Annotated in this window: 20 protein-coding genes, 2 pseudogenes and 1 riboswitch; of the genes and pseudogenes, 15 read left to right on the forward strand and 7 right to left on the reverse strand. The window is 44.5% G+C overall.

Features of this window, described 5'->3' with window-relative positions; translation table 11 throughout:
- The first annotated feature begins 29 nt into the window (after nt 1-29).
- Together NO352_RS09455 and NO352_RS09460 are read left to right on the forward strand one after the other, a co-directional pair.
- Entirely contained in the window at nt 30-2,219 is a 2,190-nt protein-coding gene (locus tag NO352_RS09455; RefSeq protein WP_289355464.1) for a penicillin-binding transpeptidase domain-containing protein, read from the forward strand.
- Between the two features lie 245 nt (nt 2,220-2,464).
- Nucleotides 2,465-3,495 (forward strand): annotated as a pseudogene (locus NO352_RS09460) (DUF3626 domain-containing protein).
- 114 nt (nt 3,496-3,609) lie between these two features.
- Here NO352_RS09460 and NO352_RS09465 read toward each other — a convergent pair.
- On the reverse strand, nt 3,610-4,167 hold the full coding sequence (locus NO352_RS09465; RefSeq protein WP_430108146.1) for a YkoP family protein: 558 nt from the start codon (nt 4,165-4,167) through the stop codon (nt 3,610-3,612).
- Nucleotides 4,168-4,533: 366 nt separating this feature from the next.
- Here NO352_RS09465 and NO352_RS09470 point away from each other — a divergent pair, with 366 nt between their 5' ends.
- Nucleotides 4,534-5,187 carry a FusB/FusC family EF-G-binding protein gene (locus NO352_RS09470; protein WP_289355466.1) on the forward strand — a complete coding sequence of 218 codons (654 nt, stop codon included), beginning with the start codon at nt 4,534-4,536 and terminating at the stop codon, nt 5,185-5,187.
- Between the two features lie 86 nt (nt 5,188-5,273).
- Here NO352_RS09470 and NO352_RS09475 read toward each other — a convergent pair whose 3' ends face one another.
- On the reverse strand, nt 5,274-6,008 hold the full coding sequence (locus NO352_RS09475) for a divergent polysaccharide deacetylase family protein (RefSeq protein WP_289355478.1): 735 nt from the start codon (nt 6,006-6,008) through the stop codon (nt 5,274-5,276).
- A 263-nt stretch (nt 6,009-6,271) separates the two neighbouring features.
- Between NO352_RS09475 and NO352_RS09480 the strand changes: the two genes are divergently transcribed.
- Both NO352_RS09480 and NO352_RS09485 read left to right on the forward strand, forming a co-directional pair.
- Nucleotides 6,272-7,414: an amidase domain-containing protein gene (locus tag NO352_RS09480; protein WP_289355467.1), complete on the forward strand. Its 1,143-nt coding sequence runs from the start codon at nt 6,272-6,274 to the stop codon at nt 7,412-7,414.
- Between the two features lie 72 nt (nt 7,415-7,486).
- Nucleotides 7,487-8,974: an oligosaccharide flippase family protein gene (locus NO352_RS09485; RefSeq protein ID WP_289355468.1), complete on the forward strand. Its 1,488-nt coding sequence runs from the start codon at nt 7,487-7,489 to the stop codon at nt 8,972-8,974.
- A 100-nt stretch (nt 8,975-9,074) separates the two neighbouring features.
- On the opposite strand, the gene NO352_RS09490 is transcribed toward NO352_RS09485, so the two are convergent.
- Nucleotides 9,075-9,371, reverse strand: a complete 297-nt coding sequence (locus NO352_RS09490) for a hypothetical protein (protein ID WP_005549100.1) — start codon at nt 9,369-9,371, stop codon at nt 9,075-9,077.
- A gap of 232 nt (nt 9,372-9,603) precedes the next feature.
- Between NO352_RS09490 and NO352_RS09495 the strand changes: the two genes are divergently transcribed.
- The 6 genes from NO352_RS09495 (at nt 9,604) to NO352_RS09520 (ending at nt 15,736) form a co-directional block, all read left to right on the forward strand.
- On the forward strand, nt 9,604-10,149 hold the full coding sequence (locus NO352_RS09495) for a MarR family winged helix-turn-helix transcriptional regulator (RefSeq protein WP_005549098.1): 546 nt from the start codon (nt 9,604-9,606) through the stop codon (nt 10,147-10,149).
- Nucleotides 10,150-10,270: 121 nt separating this feature from the next.
- On the forward strand, nt 10,271-10,765 hold the full coding sequence (locus tag NO352_RS09500) for a hypothetical protein (protein ID WP_289355469.1): 495 nt from the start codon (nt 10,271-10,273) through the stop codon (nt 10,763-10,765).
- Nucleotides 10,762-11,628, forward strand: coding sequence for an NmrA family NAD(P)-binding protein (locus NO352_RS09505; protein WP_289355470.1), 867 nt, complete (start codon nt 10,762-10,764; stop codon nt 11,626-11,628). Before NO352_RS09500 ends, NO352_RS09505 begins: the two co-directional genes overlap by 4 nt.
- 316 nt (nt 11,629-11,944) lie before the next feature.
- A complete protein-coding gene (locus tag NO352_RS09510) occupies nt 11,945-13,504 on the forward strand; it encodes a DNA-binding protein (RefSeq protein WP_483311829.1) in 1,560 nt (519 codons plus the stop codon).
- A gap of 106 nt (nt 13,505-13,610) precedes the next feature.
- On the forward strand, nt 13,611-15,224 hold the full coding sequence (locus NO352_RS09515; protein ID WP_268600374.1) for a bifunctional metallophosphatase/5'-nucleotidase: 1,614 nt from the start codon (nt 13,611-13,613) through the stop codon (nt 15,222-15,224).
- Nucleotides 15,225-15,424: 200 nt separating this feature from the next.
- On the forward strand, nt 15,425-15,736 hold the full coding sequence (locus tag NO352_RS09520) for an alpha-helical endospore appendage domain-containing protein (RefSeq protein ID WP_005549089.1): 312 nt from the start codon (nt 15,425-15,427) through the stop codon (nt 15,734-15,736).
- 167 nt (nt 15,737-15,903) lie between these two features.
- Here the strand turns inward: NO352_RS09520 and NO352_RS09525 are convergent, their stop codons facing one another.
- Nucleotides 15,904-16,611 (reverse strand): L,D-transpeptidase family protein, encoded by a 708-nt coding sequence (locus tag NO352_RS09525; protein ID WP_289355471.1) that lies wholly within the window; start codon nt 16,609-16,611, stop codon nt 15,904-15,906.
- A 213-nt stretch (nt 16,612-16,824) separates the two neighbouring features.
- On the opposite strand from NO352_RS09525, the pseudogene NO352_RS09530 reads away from it, so the two are divergent.
- Both NO352_RS09530 and NO352_RS09535 read left to right on the forward strand, forming a co-directional pair.
- Nucleotides 16,825-17,031: pseudogene (locus NO352_RS09530) on the forward strand (response regulator); the annotation flags it as partial.
- 317 nt (nt 17,032-17,348) lie between these two features.
- Entirely contained in the window at nt 17,349-17,774 is a 426-nt protein-coding gene (locus NO352_RS09535) for a hypothetical protein (protein ID WP_005549085.1), read from the forward strand.
- A gap of 333 nt (nt 17,775-18,107) precedes the next feature.
- On the opposite strand, the gene NO352_RS09540 is transcribed toward NO352_RS09535, so the two are convergent.
- A complete protein-coding gene (locus tag NO352_RS09540; RefSeq protein ID WP_289355472.1) occupies nt 18,108-18,272 on the reverse strand; it encodes a hypothetical protein in 165 nt (54 codons plus the stop codon).
- Nucleotides 18,273-18,413: 141 nt separating this feature from the next.
- On the opposite strand from NO352_RS09540, the gene NO352_RS09545 reads away from it, so the two are divergent.
- Nucleotides 18,414-18,914 carry a hypothetical protein gene (locus tag NO352_RS09545; protein WP_289355473.1) on the forward strand — a complete coding sequence of 167 codons (501 nt, stop codon included), beginning with the start codon at nt 18,414-18,416 and terminating at the stop codon, nt 18,912-18,914.
- 543 nt (nt 18,915-19,457) lie between these two features.
- On the opposite strand, the gene NO352_RS09550 is transcribed toward NO352_RS09545, so the two are convergent.
- Nucleotides 19,458-19,691 (reverse strand): hypothetical protein, encoded by a 234-nt coding sequence (locus NO352_RS09550; RefSeq protein WP_289355474.1) that lies wholly within the window; start codon nt 19,689-19,691, stop codon nt 19,458-19,460.
- Nucleotides 19,692-19,825: 134 nt separating this feature from the next.
- Entirely contained in the window at nt 19,826-21,166 is a 1,341-nt protein-coding gene (locus tag NO352_RS09555) for a voltage-gated chloride channel family protein (RefSeq protein WP_289355475.1), read from the reverse strand.
- 72 nt (nt 21,167-21,238) lie between these two features.
- A riboswitch (Fluoride riboswitch) is annotated at nt 21,239-21,299 on the reverse strand.
- 374 nt (nt 21,300-21,673) lie between these two features.
- On the opposite strand from NO352_RS09555, the gene NO352_RS09560 reads away from it, so the two are divergent.
- A partial coding sequence (locus NO352_RS09560; protein WP_483311828.1) for an alpha-helical endospore appendage domain-containing protein occupies nt 21,674-22,629 on the forward strand: 956 nt, incomplete at its 3' end.

Here is a 22,629-nt window from a genome sequence, read left to right on the forward strand (position 1 = left end):
TAGCAAACACTTTAGAAAAGAGGGATAAGTTGATCAAGCGAATCAAACTACGGACATTTTTGATTGGAGGTATATTTTCATTCTTTTTTCTTGTCATTATTTTGAGGCTGTTCTGGTATCAGGTTATCAATCAGCCGTTTTGGATGGAACAGGCGAGAGAAACGTGGGCTTTGAAAAAGGAACTGATTCCGGTTCGAGGCACCATTTATGATAAAAATGGGGATGTGCTTGCCATGGATGCCCCCGCATACACCGTTGCGGTGAGCCCAAGGATGATTCAAGAGCTGCGAAAAAATAAGAAGCTAATTGAGCAGCAAATCGATATGGAACGAATTATCGTGGACAAGCTTCACAGTGTGTTGAAAAAGCCCGAACAGGAACTATATGAGCTTACACGCAAAACGAGACGAAAAAACGATAAGGAAGAGTATTATCCACAGGTTGAAGTTCGCAGCGAGGGTTGGAAGGTCGATGATGAAAAGGCAAAGCAGCTTCGTGAATTTATTCAGGATCTGAAGAAAGAAACAGAGTTGAACGATATAGGGCTTTACTTGCTTCCAGAGGTGAAACGGTTCTATGTGAAGGAATCGCTAGCATCGCATATTCTTGGGTATACGGATAAACAGAATAACCCGGTAGGCGGCATTGAACAAATGTATGACGAACAGCTTCGCGGCTCTGTCGGATTTCTGCAATATGAGAAAGACCGGCTGGGCAACAAGATTCCGAGAGCAACGGAGGTCTTTACGCCATCTCGAGACGGAAGCAGCATCTACTTGACGATCGATCGTACGATTCAACAATACATAATAAATGCGATGCAAAAGGTGTACGACAAATATACACCTACAAGCATGACGGTTATTGCTGCCGATCCGAAAACAGGCGATATTTTAGGATTAGCAAATATGCCGGATTTTGATCCTAATACATATTGGAAGGCAAAAGATCTCTCCGCTTTTTATAATCATGCTGTCCAGTCACGATATGAGCCGGGTTCGACGTTCAAAATTGTGACACTCGCAGCTGCCGTTCAAGAAGGGCACTTTGACCCGGATGCCAAATTCGTATCAGGTTCCATTATAGCTGGAGGAGTCAGAATTCCTGACATTAATCAAACATGGGGAACGATCAGTTATTTAGAGGGGTTAAAGCGATCCAGTAATGTCGCGTTTGTCAAACTGGGTTATGAGATGCTGAAGGAAGAGAAGTTAAAGAGCTATATTGAAAAATTCGGATTTGGCAAAAAGACAGGCATTGAAATGCTTGGAGAAAACAGCGGTCTCATTCGTTTTCAGTATCCGGCTGACGTTGCTGCTGCATCATACGGTCATGGACAGGTGTTGGTTACACCAATACAGCAGGTAATGGCGGTATCAGCCGTGGCTAATGGGGGAAAGTTGATGAAGCCGCATCTCATTCGCAAGATGGTCGATCCGGTTGCCGGCGAAACCACGGAGCGACAGCCAGAAATCGTGCGCGAGGTCATCGATCAAAGCACCGCTAAGAAGGTGAGTGAATATTTAGAGCAAGTCGTAGCCGATCAAGAAATTGGTACGGGAAGACATGCCTATATTGATGGATATCGTGTAGCAGGGAAAACAGGAACTGCAATTAAGGTCATAGATGGAAAATATGATAATGACCGGGCTGTGGTGTCCTTTATCGGCTTTGCCCCTGTAGAGGATCCGCGCATCGTACTGCTTGTTGTTGTGGATGATCCGAAGGATTTTTATAAAGGCGGGGGCTTCGTCGCTCCTTACATGTTCAAGGAGATTGTATCGCAATCTTTGCGATATATGGGCGTCCCTTCGTCTTGGCAGCCGAACAGCGCAGGCGGCGACAAGCTGGGCTCTCGTCCGTCCGTGCAGGCACCGGATATGCAAAACGTGAAAGTACGCGATGCAAAGCAGCGGCTTGCGGAGCAAGGAAGGGTATTTGACACAATAGGAGCAGGGGATATGGTGAAGCGGCAATATCCGAGACCGGGTGAACCGATGGCTATTAGACAGCGCATTTATTTGCTGACAGATGAACCTGATAAACTGCCGCTGCCAGATTTCAAATACAAATCGCTGCGTGACGTAATGGAAATTACATCATTGCTCGGTTGGGAAGTTCGAGTAGAAGGGGAAGGATACGTGACCGAACAGAAAGAAAGCAAAGAGAACGGTATGCGCATCGTCCATGTAAAATTGGAACCAAGGCATTCCGGCTGACACCTCAAAAGCATACTCGCATAAATACTATCCGCTCTATACATTTGAGGTTCACAAGAGAGATTTAGTCAACAACTTGTCAAATGGTTGATTTAGATGGTTAATAATTGAAGTAACAAGCTGGCTGTCGATTGTATACGACAGCTTTTTTATGTGGATTTTTATATAGAGGATTTACATGATTTACATGATTTACATTATTATTGTGACATCTTTATAATGACATCAAAAGAGGAGGGGAGCGAATGGCTGCACAACTATCGAAGTCACAACGATCCGCACTGCATTATATCGCTACCTATGCGAGAGGCCGCAAAATGAACGCACAGCCGTACAGATGATAAAATCATATGCTAGAGTGGCCCTTCACTTCCACCCAGATAGACCTGACCCGAACATGAAAAGTGTCGCTGAGGCACTTTTGGCACAAGGATTATACAAAAGTCAATTTGAAACGCGCCTGTCCAATGGAAGCGTTTCGGCTTTTCCCGGCGGTGAACGCGATCTTTGGGAGCAAAAGTTATTTGGCGGCGCCTATCAACGAGAAGGAGTGAACAATAGCGAGTGTCCCAAATATGGGGCGCTTAACCTGATGCTGCATCCTGATGGCCCCGCTCCACGTTTTGGCTCGTGTTACTTCCTTTTGTCACCCAAGGTTTCTGAACGTTGCACCTTCACGTACATGGATTCGCATCAAGGCCCGCCAGAAAAGGGGAATTATGACGAGTTAGATGATATATTGGCGGCTCTCCTGACAGATGCGCATAGGAATGAATATGCACTTGGAGAAAAAAATCTCAGTTCTCTCAAGCTAATTGATCATTTGCGGTTCAATCTTGCAAAATCTTTTCCCGATCCTTCATACAGAGAGCCGAAACGCAATCTAGATTACTATATTGAAGCGCAAATTCATGGCAGCATATCGCTTATGGATGACGTTGACATGCTAGTAGCTGATCCTTCTTTCCTCCATACCTCCATCGGCAGAACACTCGAGGAAATATGCCTGAAGTATGCAATTGATCTATATTGGCATAGGGGATTCTCTCTGTTGGCACATGAGGTTCCTACCGATTTTAGAGGTCCAGCGATGCCGTCTTTAGCGATGCGAATTGCTCGTAACAGCAGGGTAGATGCCAGCGTGATAGGGGAGGCTGCCATGGACTTGAGGCGCGAGCCCTCGCGCTGGATTGATCGTGGAAGCTACAAGGAAGTACTTCAGGAGTTTAAATTGCTATGGCATGTACTCGTGAAGTATGGGAAGCCGTTGTCGTAATGCCGTACAACGAAAAAGGCAATCAAAGTAAAGAGGAAGCAATTTAAGCTATCATGGGAAGTATTGGGATGGCAAGTGATTTCCTATAAACGGAAAATATTGTGTTCCTGTATGTCATGTTCTTCCGTATTTATGCATTAACAAATCTGTAGACATCAGCAAATATCTTGGATTTTGTTTTCTGTAGGTTTTGAGCGGACTCGATACAGACAAAAAATGAATAGGCATTTGGCTGATCCATTTAAAAGCGCGATAGAACGGATTATGAATCTGTACGATATCGAATCCCAAATGAGTGCATCCTCGATGCAGCATCGTAATCCCGATAATGGCTTTAATTTCGGAAAATTTTGGATGGGATTGAATGTATCTGCACACTCCGGGCAGGGATTGCTCTACCGCACGATAAATAATTCGTCCCTTCTTGACGTCGTTGTCCAGGGGGAGAATTTCCGTAAGCAAACGTACATTATGAAGATGTATTTTCAACAATAGATCGCTATGTTCGATGTGAGTTCCGTCAGACAGCATAATTGCCTTTCCGCGATATCGGAGTAATCGTACCCTGAAAATATTCGAAAGCGATTGATCGGGAAAGGTTAATCGGGTTAACGAATAATATATTGGATCAAACCTATTCCATACGGATATTATAAACATTTTTAGTTTCATATGTTCTGATTGCCCCTTAACTTGGAATACAGTCAATGATAATCTGGATTAGACAAAAGGTTTTTATTCGGCAACTGAAAGTAGAGCGGCAAAAATCGAACAAGAAGCTGAGTAATTCAAATAACAAGTTGCGCCAGAGGCGGAATTTATTTTATAATGTTTACTGAACAGGGGAGGTGGCAAGGGATGGCAAAAAACTTTGCCAGAATCAGCAACGACTCATGCAAAGCCTGATTTAGGGGCGATACTTTGCATGGGGCTGGACAACACGAAGGAATGATTGTCGCCCAAGATCGCTTATATCGTTTCTAATAATGGGCTTTGCACCTTATTTAACTAACCATTCAAAATAAGGAGCTGTAAAGCATGACAACACCATTTATTAGAAACCACCAATATAACTTGATCAAGAAGCAAGCGACTTTGCTTCAACATACTTGTCAGACAGTAGCGGATCCGAAAATTGTTGATACGGTACGATACAGTGCGTATACCAAGATTACAGAGGCGTTCCCGCAGGCAGACGAGCACCAGCTGCGACTGCTTGAGCGGATTACAACCTTGGACAAAACGGAAGAATTCTCTCAATTCCTGCTTTCTCTGGAACCATATCTGATTGAGTTCGAACAGGTAACGGACAAGCAACTGAAAAAGCTCTTTCCGAAGAGTAAGAAGCTGAAGCTTCCGAATATGGAGGAATTGGATCTCCGCCATACGACGTATCTTGGATGGACGGACATTGGAACGAATCGCATGTATCTAATCCATCAGCTAGACGGGCGACTTGTCGGTATTGAGGGGAAATTCACCCAAGCAAAGAAGAAGAGTACGTGCTTCTTATGCAATCGTCAGGAAGAGGTGGCCTTATTTACGGCAGAAACGAAATCCAAACCTGCGAATGCTTCTTCTGATTATTACAAGGCCATTGGGAACTATATGTGCATGAATAGCCACGTCTGCAATCAGAACATTACAGACACGTCTGCATTAGAAATGTTCATTCGCACCATTAATGGCTAGATCGCAATATACGCAAAGAAGGATGCCAATACAGGCATCCTCTTTTTAATTATCTCCACTTCATAACTTCAAATCAATAAACTTCGTTACTTTGGAGGAATACCACTTTTTAATACCGAAGCCACTTTTTTAAATTGGATATCTTCTTTGCTCATCTTTTCCATCTGATCCTTTAGCACCTCAGCAGTAATTCTTCCGCCGGCGCCTACATGACCAATTGCAATACATACATCATGACGACGAAAATGCTCGCGCATTAACATGAATTGCTTATGAACAGCCGCCTTCGTATGTACATCATCCAGGAAAATGTGATTTTCAAGGCTAGGCACTTGCATCTCGTTTGCCACCTTACCGACAATGCTGCGGAAATTGGTATGGCTGTCTACGAAGAATAGCCCGCGCTCTTTGCATACCTTCAATACATTACGCATCACCCGTTCATCTACAGTTGCCTTTGAACCCATATGATTATTCATGCCGATCGCGTGAGGAACATTATCAATCGCCGCATGAACCCGTTTTTGAATCTCGGCATCACTCAAATCTGTTGTAATCGCTCCAGGTCCAAGCCAGTGTTTTTTGCCTGACAATGCTTCCATAGGCATATGAACAATCACGTCATGCCCTGCGGCATGTGCACGTTTTGCGTCTTTCTCTGTACTTGGCATAAAGGGCATGACAGCAGCTGTCACTTTAAAGGGCAGCTCCATGATTTCCTTTGTTCCTTTGGCATTATTTCCAAAATCATCAATGATGATCATGGCTGTTTTTTGACCCTGCTGCTGAACCGGTAAGGAATGAATACCTTCAGGTAACATCGGCAGGATGAGAAATGCCAAGATAATGCACAGTATTCTACGGACTAAAAAACGTTTTTTACGATTTCTCACATCAGCACCTGCTTTCTTGCTTCAATGACTTCCTTACTATCATTGTTCATCGGAATCGATAATTCCATGCTGATTATTTTTTAGCAGTATCAGTTATTCGATGCAGGGCATAGTAAGCTGAAGAGATTAGATAGCTATAGCTGAAATTCCATGCACGATGAAATAAATGGCAAGGGGTGATCAACGTTAACATGTATGGACGGCTGTGTACAGCTATACTGGTTATCGGTTTCTTCTTTGCTTCCATCGCATGGCAGCCTGTATGCTCGGCAGCTCAGCAGGTTGTTGATCAGGAGATCACCATGTATATACAGAAGCTGTTCGCGAATCGAGCTCAATATTTGCTGTCACAGAATGATGACGTGCTTCGAAATTTTTATTTGCCTGAGCGTTCATCAAGTATGAGAGCGATGAAGCATGAACAATTGCGAGCAAAATACGTACAAGCATGGGCCGAACATAGAGGGGTTCGCTTCGTGGAAGCCGGGAGTAATGCCAAGGTGGTTCGCATAAATAAGAGGGGCGATAACGTATTTATATCGGCGGTTGATTCCTTACGGCTCGCTTATTCTTACAAGGGGAGCTCCAATACGATTGAACAATTCGGGATTGGAACTCGTCATGCACTGACACTGACACGTAACAACGGAAACTGGCATGTTCTCAGAGAATGGTATTTGGATCCATTGGAAGAAAACCCAAAGTTGATTCCTAGTTTAAGCAAGAATATTCCTCGCACCGTATCTAGGCAGCATCATAGCTCGAAGGATATCAACCCTTCTAGCTCCGCCAAATCCACTAAAAGATACAATCGAATAAATGCGGTCCACTATGCCAACACATATGCAGGATTAGCATGGGGAGCGGGGAATAACAATCGGTACAACAAAAAATACCGTGATTATACCGGATTAGGCGGTGATTGCACAAACTTTGCTTCTCAATGCCTCGGCGACAAAGAAGGAGGCGGCTTGAAGATGAAGGGAGGGTGGCATCACTATCGTTCGGGGGGAAGCAGATTATGGGTTCAAACCGATGCTTTCAAAAACTTTCTGTTATATAGTGGATACGGAAAACTTATTAAGCGGGGAACTTTCTCGAACATTACAGAAGCGAGCAATAAGCATCCACAAGGAGCTTGGGCAGAGTTGCAACCAGGTGATCTTATCGGTCATGAGCTCGGTGGTGATGTGGATCATTTTTCAATTGTGGTTGGCTTCGACGCCAACGGTTATCCATTAGTGAATTCTCATACTGCTGATCGCTATCGCGTTCCATTTGACTTAGGATGGGATCAATACACGGTTTACTGGCTCATTCATATCCGTGATTGAATCACTCAACTTGTAATAATCTAGTTCCAACACATACCCCGTCCGTTCTGCTCATACAATGATGAGGACAAGATGGATTGGTCGGTAGGTGAAAAAATGTTATCTTCTCTCGTGAAGCAAACGGCGCTGCGGAGCGCCGTACTCATCGTCGGAAAATGTATTGGACTAGCAGGTAGAGTTGGATTATCCAGAATACTTGGTGCTGAGGGCATTGGGTTATATCAAATGGCATACTCCTTCTTCGGTTTGATCTTAATGACCATTTCAGGAGGAGTGCCAACTGCACTTGCTTTATTTACGGCCAAGCAGCCAAATCGAGGGTGGAGAGCGCTTCAGCTTCTATCCGTGTATACCATAGTTATCGGATTAGTCCTCTCGTACTGGATGCATAATCATGCAGGAGATATTGCGGCGTTCGTCGGCAATCATGAATTGATTTGGGCGATACGCGCATTGTCTCCTGCTTTAATTGCTGTACCGCTGCTGCAACTGGCACGCGGATATATGCAGGGAGTTCGGAGCTATGAGGCTATTTCCGTGTCTGAATTGACCGAACAAGCTTTGCGTATCGCCATTTTGATCATACTTATAAGCCTACATGCATCTCAAGGGATTGGATATGCAGTAGGAATGGGACTATACGGAACAACAATCGCAGCAATCGGCGCATTTCTCGTACTAACGATTTTCGCGATAACCTCGAAGCAGTCTACAATGATGATTATTTACTCTCCGATGAACAAGGTTGGTCTGGGAATCATGCTCAGAACCTCAGTGATTATTGGCGGCACAAGAATGCTTGTCCCATTTTCTGATTTTATTGATTCTCTCCTTATTCCACATCGGCTGCAGGTTGCCGGTCACTCCTTATCAGAGTCAATTGCCATGTACGGCATTATCACTGGCATGGCTGCTGTTATTGTCTATATGCCCACCATGATAACCGCGGCAATTTCACATACCGTCACGATGAAGATAGCCGCGAACTATGAAGAAGGCAAGCAGAGCCGACGCGATATTGAGAAAGTGCTCCGATTTGTATGGACATGGGGAATCATTAGCGGACTATTTATTTTTATTTATGCAGAAGAAGCAGCTGGGCTTATATTTGGGGTAAAGGAAGCAGCGGAACCAATCCACTACTTATCCGCTATCCCGCTAATCGTAGGCTTGCGGGAACTTACCACTAGTATTCTTTGGGCCCAAGAACGTAAGCATACCCCATTATTCGGCCTAGTTATAGGGATTTGCATATCTGTACTGCTCCAATACATTGTTATCGCAATTCCAGGGTTCGGCTATACTGGAGCCTCTATTGGCATTCTCTTGCTGGAAGCTATAGCCACGCTGTGGAATTTGCGTGCACTACACAATACGGGGTGCACCTTGTTTTCATTCAAGTGGGTCGGTTTGGATTTACCTTTCTTTTGCTGTGTTATGCTTCTCTTCGTTCCACCACTACTTCAAGGTGAACAACATCTCGTCACAATCGTGCTGACTGCGGTGTTTTTCTGGATATGTGCTTCACTTCTAATCGGAATGCGATACCGAAATAAGTAACTTACATAATCCGTAGCAGAAAGCACCCTATGCCTCCCCACTCGAACATCATTCAAGAGAATCAGCATAGGGACTCGTTATCCTGTTTTTGGCTACGAGGCTACAGAAAGAACGGGAGTAGGAAAAAATCTGCTATAAAGGGAAATGGGATACGGCGAAAAAAGAATCGGCGTCTAGGGAAAAATCCAGGGTGGAAGCCGAACTGTCTGTACGTTGACGTTTGAGCTGGCATGCCGCTCATTTGTGTCATCATTTGATCGCTTGGAATCGCAAGTGTTAAACCATCTTGATCAACATGAGCAATAAATCCATCATGACACATATTGTCCTTTGTCCGAATACCTACATAATTATTGACACAGTTCCAACTCACTTGGTGATAATAATTTGGATCCATAATAGCCTCCTTGGAAATAAATCTTCTCAGCATTAGTCTATCCGCGGATCCCTATATGGCTCACGGCAATAGCCCATTTCCAAAATAAATTTTTTGTCTTATGTCACAGTCATAGATGTTATTGTCATTGACAAGCAGCCGCACATCTCTGAAAAGTAATCATGAAAAATACACATAAAAAATCATACTAAAACGGATTGACAAAAAAGTAGTTAGGAACCATACTATATACATGACCAATCATCCAATAATCCCCAAATCCAATGATGCCGTACCTTCACTCATTCAGTCCAAGCGCCAGATCGAACGTTATAAACTGGATGCTGACGCACAAGCTATCCTCGTTGCTGCCAGACTGCTGGAGGCAGGCGCCAAGCTGGGACAGGCGGCAGAGGTTCATTTCTCCCGCTTCGGTCTATCAACAGGGCGTTATCGCTTGCTGGCAGATCTTGAAGACAATGGCGGAGAAGAGCTGCCCTCTCAATTGGCCAACAATCTTGGTGTAACACGTGCGACTGTCACCGGGTTAATTGACACCTTAGAACGGGATGGTTTCGTATCACGCCGTGCAAGTGCAGTCGATGGCCGGCAAAAATCGGTCATGCTGACAGAGCAGGGAGCTAACAAGCTGCGCGAAATGGCTCCCGAGCATTTTGCAAGGTTAGAAGCCATGGTTGGCTTGCTCACAGTTGAAGAACGAAGTGTGTTTCTCGATCTGCTTGGCAGGGTAACACAAGGCATCTCAGCACTGACTGAGGAACCAAAACTGAATGTATAGGCACATGAGGAACGTATGAAAATGGGCTAGTGAAAAACTAGCCTTTCTTCACCCTATATAATTAGGAACCTAATTATATAGGGTGAAGAAAAATACTCACGGAGAGGATGCGCATATCATAGTGAACAAGCCGATGCGAACAAGCTGCATTGAAAAAGTCAACGACATGAAGCCTCATCCGTATGTACTATGGCGCGAGATGCTTGTAGCCTATGCTGCCCCTGCAGCAATGGCGGGAATCGGCGGCATAGTGAGCGGGGACAGGAGCCTATTCATCGCGGCTCTGACATCGATAGGCGGAACATCGGCATTTACAGCTTGGATCCTAAGTTATTGGTTGCAAAAGCGAAGTGTTCATTTGCGTTGGCTGTACAAATCGAAGCTTGTCATTGTAGCAATTGCCTTCGCCTTATTTGGCTGCTTAACAGGCATTGTAGTAGTCGTGGTTGTTTTTGGAATGCTGGGCCTAGTGTACACACCTGAACAGCTATCATGGCTGAATCGAATATGGTTCGATATTCCGCTGTCTACGACGATTGCCTGTATAAGCACAGCCTGTCGATGGCACTTATCCATGCAGAATCAGGTTGCAATGAAAAGGAGCGTGTCAAAATGATCGTGATCATAGGAGCAACAGGAACAATTGGAAATGCACTGCTCACTCAACTGGTTCAGTCAAACACACCTGTTCGTGCAATAAGCAGAGAAACGGAGAAATTAAAAACACAATTAGGAAAGGTAAACCAAGCAGATATTGAGGTCGCACAAGCGGATGCTTCCGACATACATTCTCTGCACTGTGCTCTACAAGGAGCTGATCAGCTTTTTGTAGCTATGTCCAATAGTCCGTTACAGGTCGAACTCGAAAGCAACGTAATTCGCACAGCAGCCGAAGTTGGGATTGAGCACATTGTAAAAATATCAAGTCCTGAATATCGTCAACATACACCTGTTGAAGTAGCCAGATGGCACCAAGAAATCGAGCAAATTCTTCATGATTCGAATATGCTGCATACGATACTGCGTCCGTACGCATTTATGCAGAACCTGCTGAGAATGAAGGGATCTATTTCCAAGCAAAATGCCTTTTACGGATCTATGGGGGACGCTGTGTGCAACTTCATCGATTGTCGCGATATTGCGGCCGTCGCTGCTGTAGCATTAACGAATCGAGAGAAGGCAGGAAGAACCTACACGCTTACCGGCTCGGAATTATTCAATTATGAACAAATAGCGGCAAAATTGACAACTCTACTCGGACGAGCCGTCCGCTACATTGATCTGGATAGAGAAACCCATCTTCGCAATTTAATGGAATATGAACAAATGCCAGCATGGCTTGCAAATCATGTCGTAGAAATTCAAGCGATGTCGGCAGCCATTCCTGAGCAACCGACAAGAACAGTAGCTAACTTGCTCGGCCAGGAACCTCGAACGCTTGATGCTTTTTTACAAGAACATATCGGCCTGTTCCGGTAGTCGGATGGAGGAGGGAGAGTGCAGGTGTCTGACGGAACACAGTTGGATAGGGCATAAGGCTTTAAGGCTTGGGATATCATTATGCGTATCTATGAATATTAGCCGACAACATACGTGCAGTGACAAAAAAGTTTCGCTTCCATAGCATTTTTGCTAGTGGAAGCATTTTTTTATGAACGTATTCATAAAATTGGGCTTATTCACATAATCTTCGCATGAACATGCACTTCCATTAATACTTCAGTTGCATAATGATTTTGAACGAAACGATTCTAATCCCAATAGTTCATGATGAGGAGGCGAGGAAGAAGTGAATATGCTTACAATGTTGAAGAGCAAATGGTTGAAGGTCGTACTTGCTGCCATGATTGCAGTACCTGTATTGTCTACTGGAGCAGGTTCACAAGCTTATGCAGAAGGCCCTGCCGATCCGGCGCCGTTTATTTCTGCCAAAGGTACACCGAACGGAAAGAAAGTATTGTTCGACAATACACATGGACAGACAGCAGGCGCAGCAGACTGGGTTATTGATGGCGGCTTCTCTGATTTTGCAAATGCGATTGCAAACAAAGGCTATGACGTAAAGGAACTGCGTAAATCAACGCCAATTACGTACAACGATCTGAAGGATTATCAGATATTTGTCATTGGAGAGGCAAACATTCCATACAAAACATCAGAGCAAGCAGCTATGCTGCAGTATGTGAACAACGGGGGCAGCATTTTCTTCATCGCAGATCATTATAATGCAGACCGTAATAAGAATCGTTGGGATGCTTCAGAGGTATTTAACGGCTATCGCCGTGGTGCATGGAGCAATCCAGCGCAAGGAATGAGCACGGAAGAAGCAAATTCATTTGCCATGCAGGACGTAGCCAACTCCGATTGGCTGGCAGATAACTTCGGTATGCGGATTCGCTATAATGCGTTGGGTGACATTAACGCGAATATCATCGTCCCTCCGCAGCAAGCATTAGACATAACGAATCAAGTAAATAGTGTAGCAATGCATGCAGGCTCGACAATTGCGATTACGAATCCTCAAATCGCTAAGGGCATTGTATATGTTCCGGCTCTTACCAGCAGCCAGAAATGGCCAAACGCAGTCGATCAAGGAGTTTATAATGGCGGTGGAGTAGCTGAGGGCGCTTATGTTGCCATCGCGAAGGTCGGATTGGGCAAGGCAGCAGTCATTGGTGATTCATCTCCTGTTGAAGATGCGACGCCTAAGTACTTGCGTGAAGAGAACGGCCAAAAGAAAAAAACATATGACGGCTTCAAAGAACAGGATGATGCCATCCTGCTAATGAATCTCATCGATTGGCTGTCGAATCAGGAATCCTATACCAATTTTACCCAGGTGCCTGGCCTTCAACTTGACACTTCGACAGCACTTCTTCCATTCGAAACACCGCAGCTAAGCACGGAACCGCAGCCTGAGCCTTGGGCAGCCCCAGCAGCAGGATATAAATGGTGGGATGCATCAACGTTCAAGAGTGGATCGTATGGTGCTTCAAGCGACGGACAGAATCCTTCCGGCAATCCTTCCATGACACACCCTGCTTCCTTGACTGCCGGAACGCCATTCGACGTGACTATTTCAGCAAGCGGCTTAACACCGAACAGCACGATCACGCTGCAAATTGGAGTATACTTAACAGGCGGGCTGCAGGTAGGCCAAGTTCAACACCCGAACGGATCATGGCCGAGTGGATATGGATATCAGAATGTGACGCTTTCAGCCGATGGGAGCGGAACTGCGGTGCAAACGATTCAAATGCGCACACAGTCCGGTAAAAGCGGTGCAGCCAATATTCGTCTGCGCAAGGATAGCAGCAATGTGTACCAAACCGATTCGGTAACGATTACGCCTTAACCGATACTGCACGCAAACAAAACATATCGAGCAGCCCCCGCCGCTTCACGCAGCAGGGGCTCTCTGTGATTTCACTTATACAGCAAGAATGAGAAGGAGTTTGACGATGAACAAAGATATTTCGAATCATTCACAAGCAACTAATCTTACATTTCCATTCGCAATCATACATACGAGTGACATTCACGGCACTGTTATGCCGTACCGCTATGCCGATCAACAACCGATCGAAGCAGGGTTAGCCAAAATCTCAACAGCACTTGACTTATTGCGGCAGCAATATTCGGATACGATTTATATCGATAATGGCGATCTGATTCAAGGTACACCGCTTTCGTATTATCATGCACGCATGCAGCCAGAGCTGCCTAATCCATTAATCGCCTGCATGAACATTATGAAGGCAGACGCTGCCGTGATCGGCAATCATGAATTTAACTATGGACTGCCTTATTTACAGCAGGCGATCAAGGAGTCTCACTTCCCATGGCTAAGCGCCAATTTGCTCCGAGGTGAGGAGGGGGAGCCATTTTTCGGCAGTCCCTACATCGTAAAGGAATGTGCAAATGGTCTGAAAATAGGTATTCTAGGCGTAACTACTCCTTATATTCCGAATTGGGAACTGCCGCAGAACATAGCGGGTATTTATTTTGAAGATGCGGTAACCGCTGCGAAGCGCTGGGTCGACATCCTGCGGAATGAAGAGCGGGTCGATCTCGTCATCGTATCCTATCACGGTGGATTTGAGCGAGACTTACACAGCGGAATGCAAGCAGAGGCTGATACCGGCGAGAATCAGGGGTACCGAATCTGTATGGATGTGCCAGGAATCGATATTTTGCTTACTGGACACCAGCACCGCTTGATTGTAAACGAGCAGGTGAACGGAGTATGGGTTGCTCAGCCGAGTTCTCATGCTCAAGGGATGGGTTACATGGAAATCAGCATGACCAAAACTGAGGAGGGATGGTCATTGGCAAGCTGTCGCTCTGAATTTATGGATGTCGATGGAGCGGCTTCTGACGAGCGGATTTTAGATGCTATTGCTGATACTGAACGTAAAGTGCAGGCCTGGCTGGATCAACCGATTGGCAGGGTAGAGGGAAGTATGGCAATTGACGATCCCGCACGAGCACGCCTTGCCGATCATCCCTTGATCACATTCATCAACCGCGTGCAGATGGAATACGGTCACACCGACATATCCAATACAGCCCTCTTCGATGACAGTGCGCCCGGATTCCTCGGCAGCATTACAATGAGACATGTAATGGCCAATTATATGTATCCGAATACGCTGCGGGTCATTCGCATTTCGGGTCAAGATATTAAGGACGCCCTGGAGCAATCTGCTACTTATTTTACGTTGTCAGAACAAGGTGACAGCATACAGGTGAGTGAATCATTTTTATACCCGAAGCCGCAGCATTATAACTATGACATGTGGTCAGGCATCGAGTATGAAATTCAGGTGTCTCAACCAATCGGGGAGCGCGTGACAAAGCTAACGGTCAGTGGGGCGCCAATTGAACTGCATGCATTGTATGACGTCGCCATGAACAATTACCGAGCAGGGGGCGGGGGGAATTACCACATGTTTGCCAATAAACCTGTTGTTCGCGATCTGCCGACGGATATGGCTGAGTTAATTGCGGATTATATTATGAAGCGAGGAACGATTACCGCTGTGCAATGCAATAGTTGGAAAGTTGTCATTTAGCTTATCACATTGGCTTGCGTTTAAAGGCAAATTGCTTGGAATATCAATGATTTAAAACCCCTCATACATCGAACGAGTCAGCGCCCATTTTTACACAATAGATGAATATGCACTATACCGTAGATAACAGGCACTCATAGTATATGATTAGTTCGATTATTTCCTTTTTTACACTTTAAAAATGTATGAGGAGTGATTGTATGTCTCAAGCGAATGTGCCAAATATAACGCCTGTAATAACCCTTACTCGTGGTGAAGCATTTAACCTGTTACTTGCGTCGATTGCGTTGGAAGAGTTGGGGCTTAGCCATATTATTAATGCAGAAGGGGAAAAGATTCAGTTCGCACTTGGAACATTACCGGGAGTTACCAGTCCGCCAGCAACCATTAGTAATATCCTGGCTGTAAATGCAAGTGTACAACAAACCATATCGGCCATTACTAAAAAAGAATTGGTACTGTTAGATAAGCTGGAAAATGTGCTAGATGCAATAGAACGTCTAGGTGGTTAACAGGTGCCAATTGGTAATGAAGTGGTTGAAGATTAAATTGTACAAATGCTAAAATCTTTCACCTCGTAAAAAATGCGTTAGTCATTCGTGCTATTTGCAACCGTACGAATGACTAACGCTTCATTCAATCTAGTAATCCCGGATCATCATGATATGGAGGCTATCCATTATTCGATCAATCCAAGATGAATATATATTGCAAATGTAACTACTCCATCCTGAGACAATTGATGATCTCGTTGGTAATGCTTAAGGGCAGAGGTAGTGTTAGATCTAAACTTGCCGTCGCACCTTCCGGTAAAATAGCCGGCACTCTGCAGACGGGATTGGATCAACTGCACATCTCCTCCAGCATCACCTTCCGCTAAGTTACGCGGATCATGCTTCAAGTCCCCTAACACATGACCCATGATGACCACTTTCGTGCCGATCGGAATCATTTCATATAATTCCATAACATCCTTATTGCGCATCCGTATACATCCGTGACTAACATGCCGACCTATGGAATGGGGCTTATTCGTACCATGAATTCCATAGTGCCCCCAAGACACATTTAAGCCAAGCCAACGCGGGCCGAATGATGGGCCCCAATTCTCTCCCTTAAAGATAATCCGAAATTCCCCAGCAGGCGTAGGAGTAGTGGGATTGCCGACAGCAATGTGATAAGACTTAGTGGTAATCCCGTTCTTCATTACGACAAGGCGGTGCAAGTGAGGGAATATGACAATTGAAAAAGCATTTGAATCGGACTGTACTGTACGTATAGGCTGGGCGCGGGCAAGATTATGGTCAAGCATATCTATTCCAAGATGGATAAGCAAAAAAATGGACAGTAATCGTAAGCATGTTATTTTCAATCGATATACACTCATTAACATCTCCATTCCCCAAACACTGAAAAATTTCCTTTCGGGTAGTTTCACCGAATCTGAACAATCTATACAAAATAACAACTAGAATAAGCATTTCGCTTTTATGCGAAATTATTAAAATATCCTTAACACAACGGCATATCACAGCTACAGGATCGAAGAAGTTTTTACGAATCGTTACGTAAGCGGTATACTAGTATCTTTCCAGTCTGTTGTAGGGAAATTCGCGCCGTATCCAGGTGCCGATTCTGTTTCTCTCTTCTCGTGATCATCCAATGGACATGGTGATGGCAATGAATTTGGGGGCTGATGATTATATGCAGAAGCCATTCCATATTGATGTGCTGCTCGCTAAGGTTCAAGCCGTTCTGAGAAAGTACATATGCATACGGAGAAGAGACTGTCGATCTTATCGAATGGGAGAGCCATCATTGATATGAAGCGCAGCGTAATTCCGTTATGTAAACGAGATGAAGAGCTGAATTGGATTCTTTTTGGGCGCATTGTGCCTTTTCTGATCACATAAGTGTTTTATATAGCATTTAACGGCATACATAACGTATTAAGGACAGCAATTAATGCTGTCTTTTTTTGCGTACAAATAATCATTTTACCACTAGAAATAGTAATGATACTCCCCTGTTTATTTGATTTATTTATAGCTACAATAAATTCAACTTCAGTAGTACACTTCAAACTTATTGATGCAAACAACATTAAATTAGGAGGAACATTTAATGAAAAAGTCATTAATTCTTATGACTGCGGCTGCTACGCTCTTGATGGCTATCCCAGCATATGCACAACCATCTATTTCAAATGTGACTCAAGCTAAAAGCTCTGTTAAAGCAGTAAATTACACGTGGGGTTTTGAAGTAAGAGCAGGTAAAACAGAGTCTTCTGGCTCATTCTATCCAACTGGTGACAGAATAACTTTACAGGCGAAGCAATCCAGTGACGGAAACACAAAAATTGAATATACGCTTTATGAAGAAACAAATCGTGATAGTGATACTGAAATAGCCAGTAAGACAGTGCGGAGAAACCATGATGAGAAACTTGTGTTTGAAGATGTTCTAGTTAATAAAAATAAGAAACACTATGTAGTGGCTCACAACTTAGGTGATAAAACAACTAAAGGAGTAGCATACATCTCCCGCTAAAATTAATTCTATTGAAGCCCGTTATCCCCTGTAGGAAGTAGGCTCCTGCAAGATCGTAGCTCCTTTAACAAAAGAGCCAGTGGGCAACCACGGCGAGTATATTCTACTTTTCAGCTAAAAGCCACCGAATAAGGGCCCAACCTAGCCTCGGTGGTTTTTTCGCTTGTTTACGCCTCTTGAAACGCTTGGTAAAGCACAATCACGCCAGCAACTGACGGCCTTATCACCGCATCCAGGACGCTTAACAAGAATGTCACGGCTATCGCCTCTCTTGCGAAAGGCTTAGCCGCGACCCGTGGAGTCTAAAATACGTTACTTATATTGGCTTCAGCTTTAAGATTTTTTTCTGAAAAACAGAAGAGAAATCAAGATAATTACTAGAATTGCTAAAATATTAAAGATCACTTGGAATGTTCCAACTTGTGTCCGAGAAATAATAAAACCCATAATAGCAATAACTAGAACCACTAACCCAAAAAAGATATTTTTTTTATTCAAATTAACCCCTCCTTCCGGTGAAAAATATATTACAGAATAACAACATACTCATTAGTATAATATACGCTATATATTGGTAAAGTAGGGGAGTACACCCATGAATTATTTTTTCAAGAAGACTATTTCTGGGGCGTAGCTTTGGTGCTGTTGTTAAATTTAATAGGAGTTGGTTCGGCAAGTGCTAGTAACGAAAACACATACCAATTTAGCCAAACTGAATTTGCTGAGTTGGAAAAAAACCTATACCTAATTGAAGCTATACCTGATGAAGTAATTGAACAAGGATCCCAAACAACTGCCGAATGGCTGAGTGCTTACACAGGTGATATGTATATTACAGATGGAGAGAAATTCTATAATACATCAAAAGTAGAGACTTTAGGGGTAATTGGGTGTATTTCAGCAGTAGGACTGGCTATTGCCGAAAACCTGTTCTCATTTACAAAGATTGCAAAAATTAAAGACGTTATTAAAGCAGGTGGAGGAGTAACAAAATTTATTGGTAACTTGGTTCCTGCTTTTAAAGTTGCTAGAAGTGAGTGGGGTTACAGCATAAGTGAAGCAATTGGATATGCTGTTAAAACCGCTGCACAAGATGCAGGCCCTGAATTAATTAGTCGGCAATTGGTTTTTTTAGTATAGGGGACATCTATTCTTCTTGCTTTGAATAAAAACTACCATTCAAAAGGAATTTGTATATTATTAATAAAGTAAAAACGAACTCAACACAAACAAAAAAGAGCTCTTTTCGAGTGTCGCGTGACCAGAAGGAGCTTTTTTTTGTGTTCAGTAAGGAGTTAACTTATCCCAGTCGTACCAGCGTCGTTGACACCACCCGCAGCGTGTGTTTTACGTCATTTGTTGGCTAGATCCCTAATCGTGATCATTCATTTATCCCTTGGGTCACTCGATGCACTTCGTACCGATCATCATTCCGGCTACTACTCCGCCGAACGACACGTTATCGCCCACATTCATCTGACGGATTGTCTCTTTCTCCACGTTACTCAATATCACGTTCCCATCTACTCACTTTCATCGTTCATGTCACACATTTGGGAAGCTGCCACCCAGCGAGGGAAATTACATATGTGTGTTATTGTCGTACACATCAAAAAACATAGTGTGTTATTGTGTGTGATTATAACACACTGGGATTTTAACCCCTTTGGCCGCGGTGGCAGTTTAATCAAGCCCGAATTCCTTGCGCAATCTCTTTTCATATTGCTCGTCCACATAATCCCGAACAAATCGATCACATGCTGCAGCTTGATTTTGTTGCTGGGCGATGTGACCGAGTGCACGAATGATTTCATTCTGTTCGTTCACCGTTATGATCGTTGGTGCTCCAGTTGCAGCCAACACGTCCTCCACATCATCTATACTCTTAGCGGCTGCATACGCTTCTCTAATCTGCACAAGAACGTCTACCGAAACTCTCCTGACTTCAAAATTAATCCTGATGCTCATATCTAGGGCAGGAAGGAAATACAAAAAACCGCAGCCATGCCAGCCGCGGTTAATGATCAAGTATTTTTTGATTCCTATTTGAGTTATTTACCTTGGTTAGAATCGAGTTGTTGCCTTCTGTCTTTTTTAATTGCACCTAATGCAGTACCAGCATCGACCTGAATCAGTTTTGATTTTGATACCTCGATGTGTTGGGACGTGTAGATTCCTGTATGGCCAGAAAATAAATAACTGACTAAGCAAGCAATAAACATATATAATGCGCCTTCCGAACCGAATAGCTCTATTCCCATCAGAAAACAGGCGATAGGCGTATTCGTAGCACCGCAAAATACAGCGATAAAGCCCAATGCTGCCAGAAAGGGAGCGTGCAGTTGCAGCAGGCCTGACAAGGCGTTGCCCAACGTAGCCCCAATCGCGAATAGCGGGGTAACCTCACCGCCCTGAAAGCCTGCTCCTAATGTGAAGGAGGTGAAAATGAGCTTGCCAAGAAAGGCGAAAGGGGATACGTTCTCCGTAAAAGAACTTTGAATTAATGGTATACCTAGACCTAAATAGTCACGCGATCCGACGATATACACAAATCCGATAATGACAAGACCGCCTACTGCGCTTTTTATCATCGGATTAGCAAACAGCTTGGTGTAGCCTTTTTTTAAAAAGTGAGTGAGTTGACTGAACAGTCGGCTTGTTAGTCCAAAGAGAATCGATGCTAGTATAACCTTACCTAGTACGATTGCCGACAACCCAGGAAACTCGTGTACCGCATAGTGAATATGAGTAATTCCCCATACATTCGAGGTGACGATATTGCCTACGAAGCTTGCTACAAATGCAGGGATAAGAGCCTCATGCCGAATAAGACCAATCGCAAGCACTTCAAGACCGAATACCGTACCTGCAAGCGGGGTGCCGAATATAGAGCCGAATCCGCCGCTTATTCCACATATGAGCAAAATTTTGCGATCTACTGCATCCACCTTTAACAACTTTCCAAGCCATTCTGACAAGCTGCCTCCCATTTGAACTGCCGTGCCTTCACGTCCAGCCGATCCGCCGAACAGATGGGTAACAAGTGTGCCAAAAAGAACTAACGGGGCCATGCGCAGCGGAATCGTTTCCTTGCCATCGTGAATTTGCTCCAGGATTAAATTGTTCCCTTTAGCACTGTTCTTGCCGAACTTCCAATATTGAAAGCTTACCAGCGCTCCGCCGAGCGGCAATAAGTACAATAACCAGGGATGCTCCAGCCTCGTGATTGTGACATAATCCAAACTTAATAAAAAAATAGCAGAAGCTGTACCTGATAATAGTCCAACAAGGCTTCCCAGTACAATCCATTTCGAAAAAGATACTATAATGGCGGGATATGTAGTTGTTTCTAATAGCCGTTGCAGCTTGCCTTTCTGATTATTTACATGCATAACTTCCTCAACGTCCTTTCCTCTCCCTCTATTGTAGACAAAAAAACAGACTCCTACCAGGGAAATGAAAATTCTCTGGTAGGAGTCATTAGCCTCATCGGCGGTTATGGCGAACTCCATCGCCTATTCATGATAACGTAATTGTATTTTAATTCATGATTCAAGTCAAACCTATTCCATTGCCATATTCGCGATTCGCGGATAGATGATAGACGTTATTCCATAGGATTCATTTCCTTTTTGGAACTCCAACAATTTCGAAGAAGGGAAGCACAAGGGAATTATACATATGTACAGTGCTCCTGATACTCGGAACGATATTATGCGTATTACTGGCCTTTTTATGTGCAGGTCACAAGTCTTCTGGGAACAGTCGCAATGATCTACCAACCGGTACTAGGCTTTATTATTTTATGTCTTTACCTCTCGATCTTTATCCAAGCCCTTCCTTCATATGTTCATATAATTATAGAGTGGTAGAAAATACAACTTGAGGGAGGGGTTTATTTGTCACAATCTAATATATCCAACATCACTCCTACTATTTCAGTAACTAGAGATGATGCAATTAATTTATTGTTATCTTCTATAGCTTTGGAAGAGATTGGGTTAAGCCACATTATTAATGCCGAAGGTGAAAAAATTCAGTTTGCTTTAGGAACTCTACCAGGTGTTACTTCTCCATCTGCTACAATTAGCGACATTTTACTTGTAAACGAAAGTGTAAGAGATACAATACGAGACATAACAAAAAAGGAATTAATTCTACAGTCTAAACTAGAAAGCATCTTGTCTATACCGATATCTGTCGGACCAACAGGACCAACAGGTCCAACAGGACCAACAGGTCCAACAGGCCCAACTGGCCCAACTGGCCCTAGTACTGGTATTACTGGAGCCACCGGAGCGACAGGAGCGACCGGAGTAACAGGAGCGACCGGTGCGACTGGAGTGGCAGGAGCTACCGGAGCCACCGGAGCAACCGGGGCGGCAGGAGTAACAGGAGCGACCGGAGCGGCAGGAGCAACTGGAGCGACTGGAGCCACTGGAGTGGCAGGAGCAACAGGAGCGACAGGAGTAACTGGAGCCACCGGAGCGACCGGAGTAACTGGAGCGACCGGAGTGGCAGGAGTAACTGGAGCCACCGGAGCCACTGGAGTGGCAGGAGCGACCGGAGCGACTGGAGTAGCAGGAGCGACCGGAGCGACCGGAGCGACAGGAGTAACTGGAGCGGCAGGAGCCACCGGAGCGACCGGAGCAACCGGAGCCACCGGAGCGACCGGAGCGACAGGAGTGGCAGGAGCGACCGGAGCGACTGGAGTAACAGGAGCGACCGGAGCAACAGGAGCGGCAGGAGTAACAGGAGCCACCGGAGCTACCGGAGCTACCGGAGCAACTGGAGCGACAGGAGCGACAGGAGCGACTGGAGCCACTGGAGCCACTGGAGCCACCGGAGCTACCGG

The organism is Paenibacillus sp. S-12 (assembly GCF_030363895.1).
Lineage (GTDB): Bacteria > Bacillota > Bacilli > Paenibacillales > Paenibacillaceae > Paenibacillus_B > Paenibacillus_B alvei.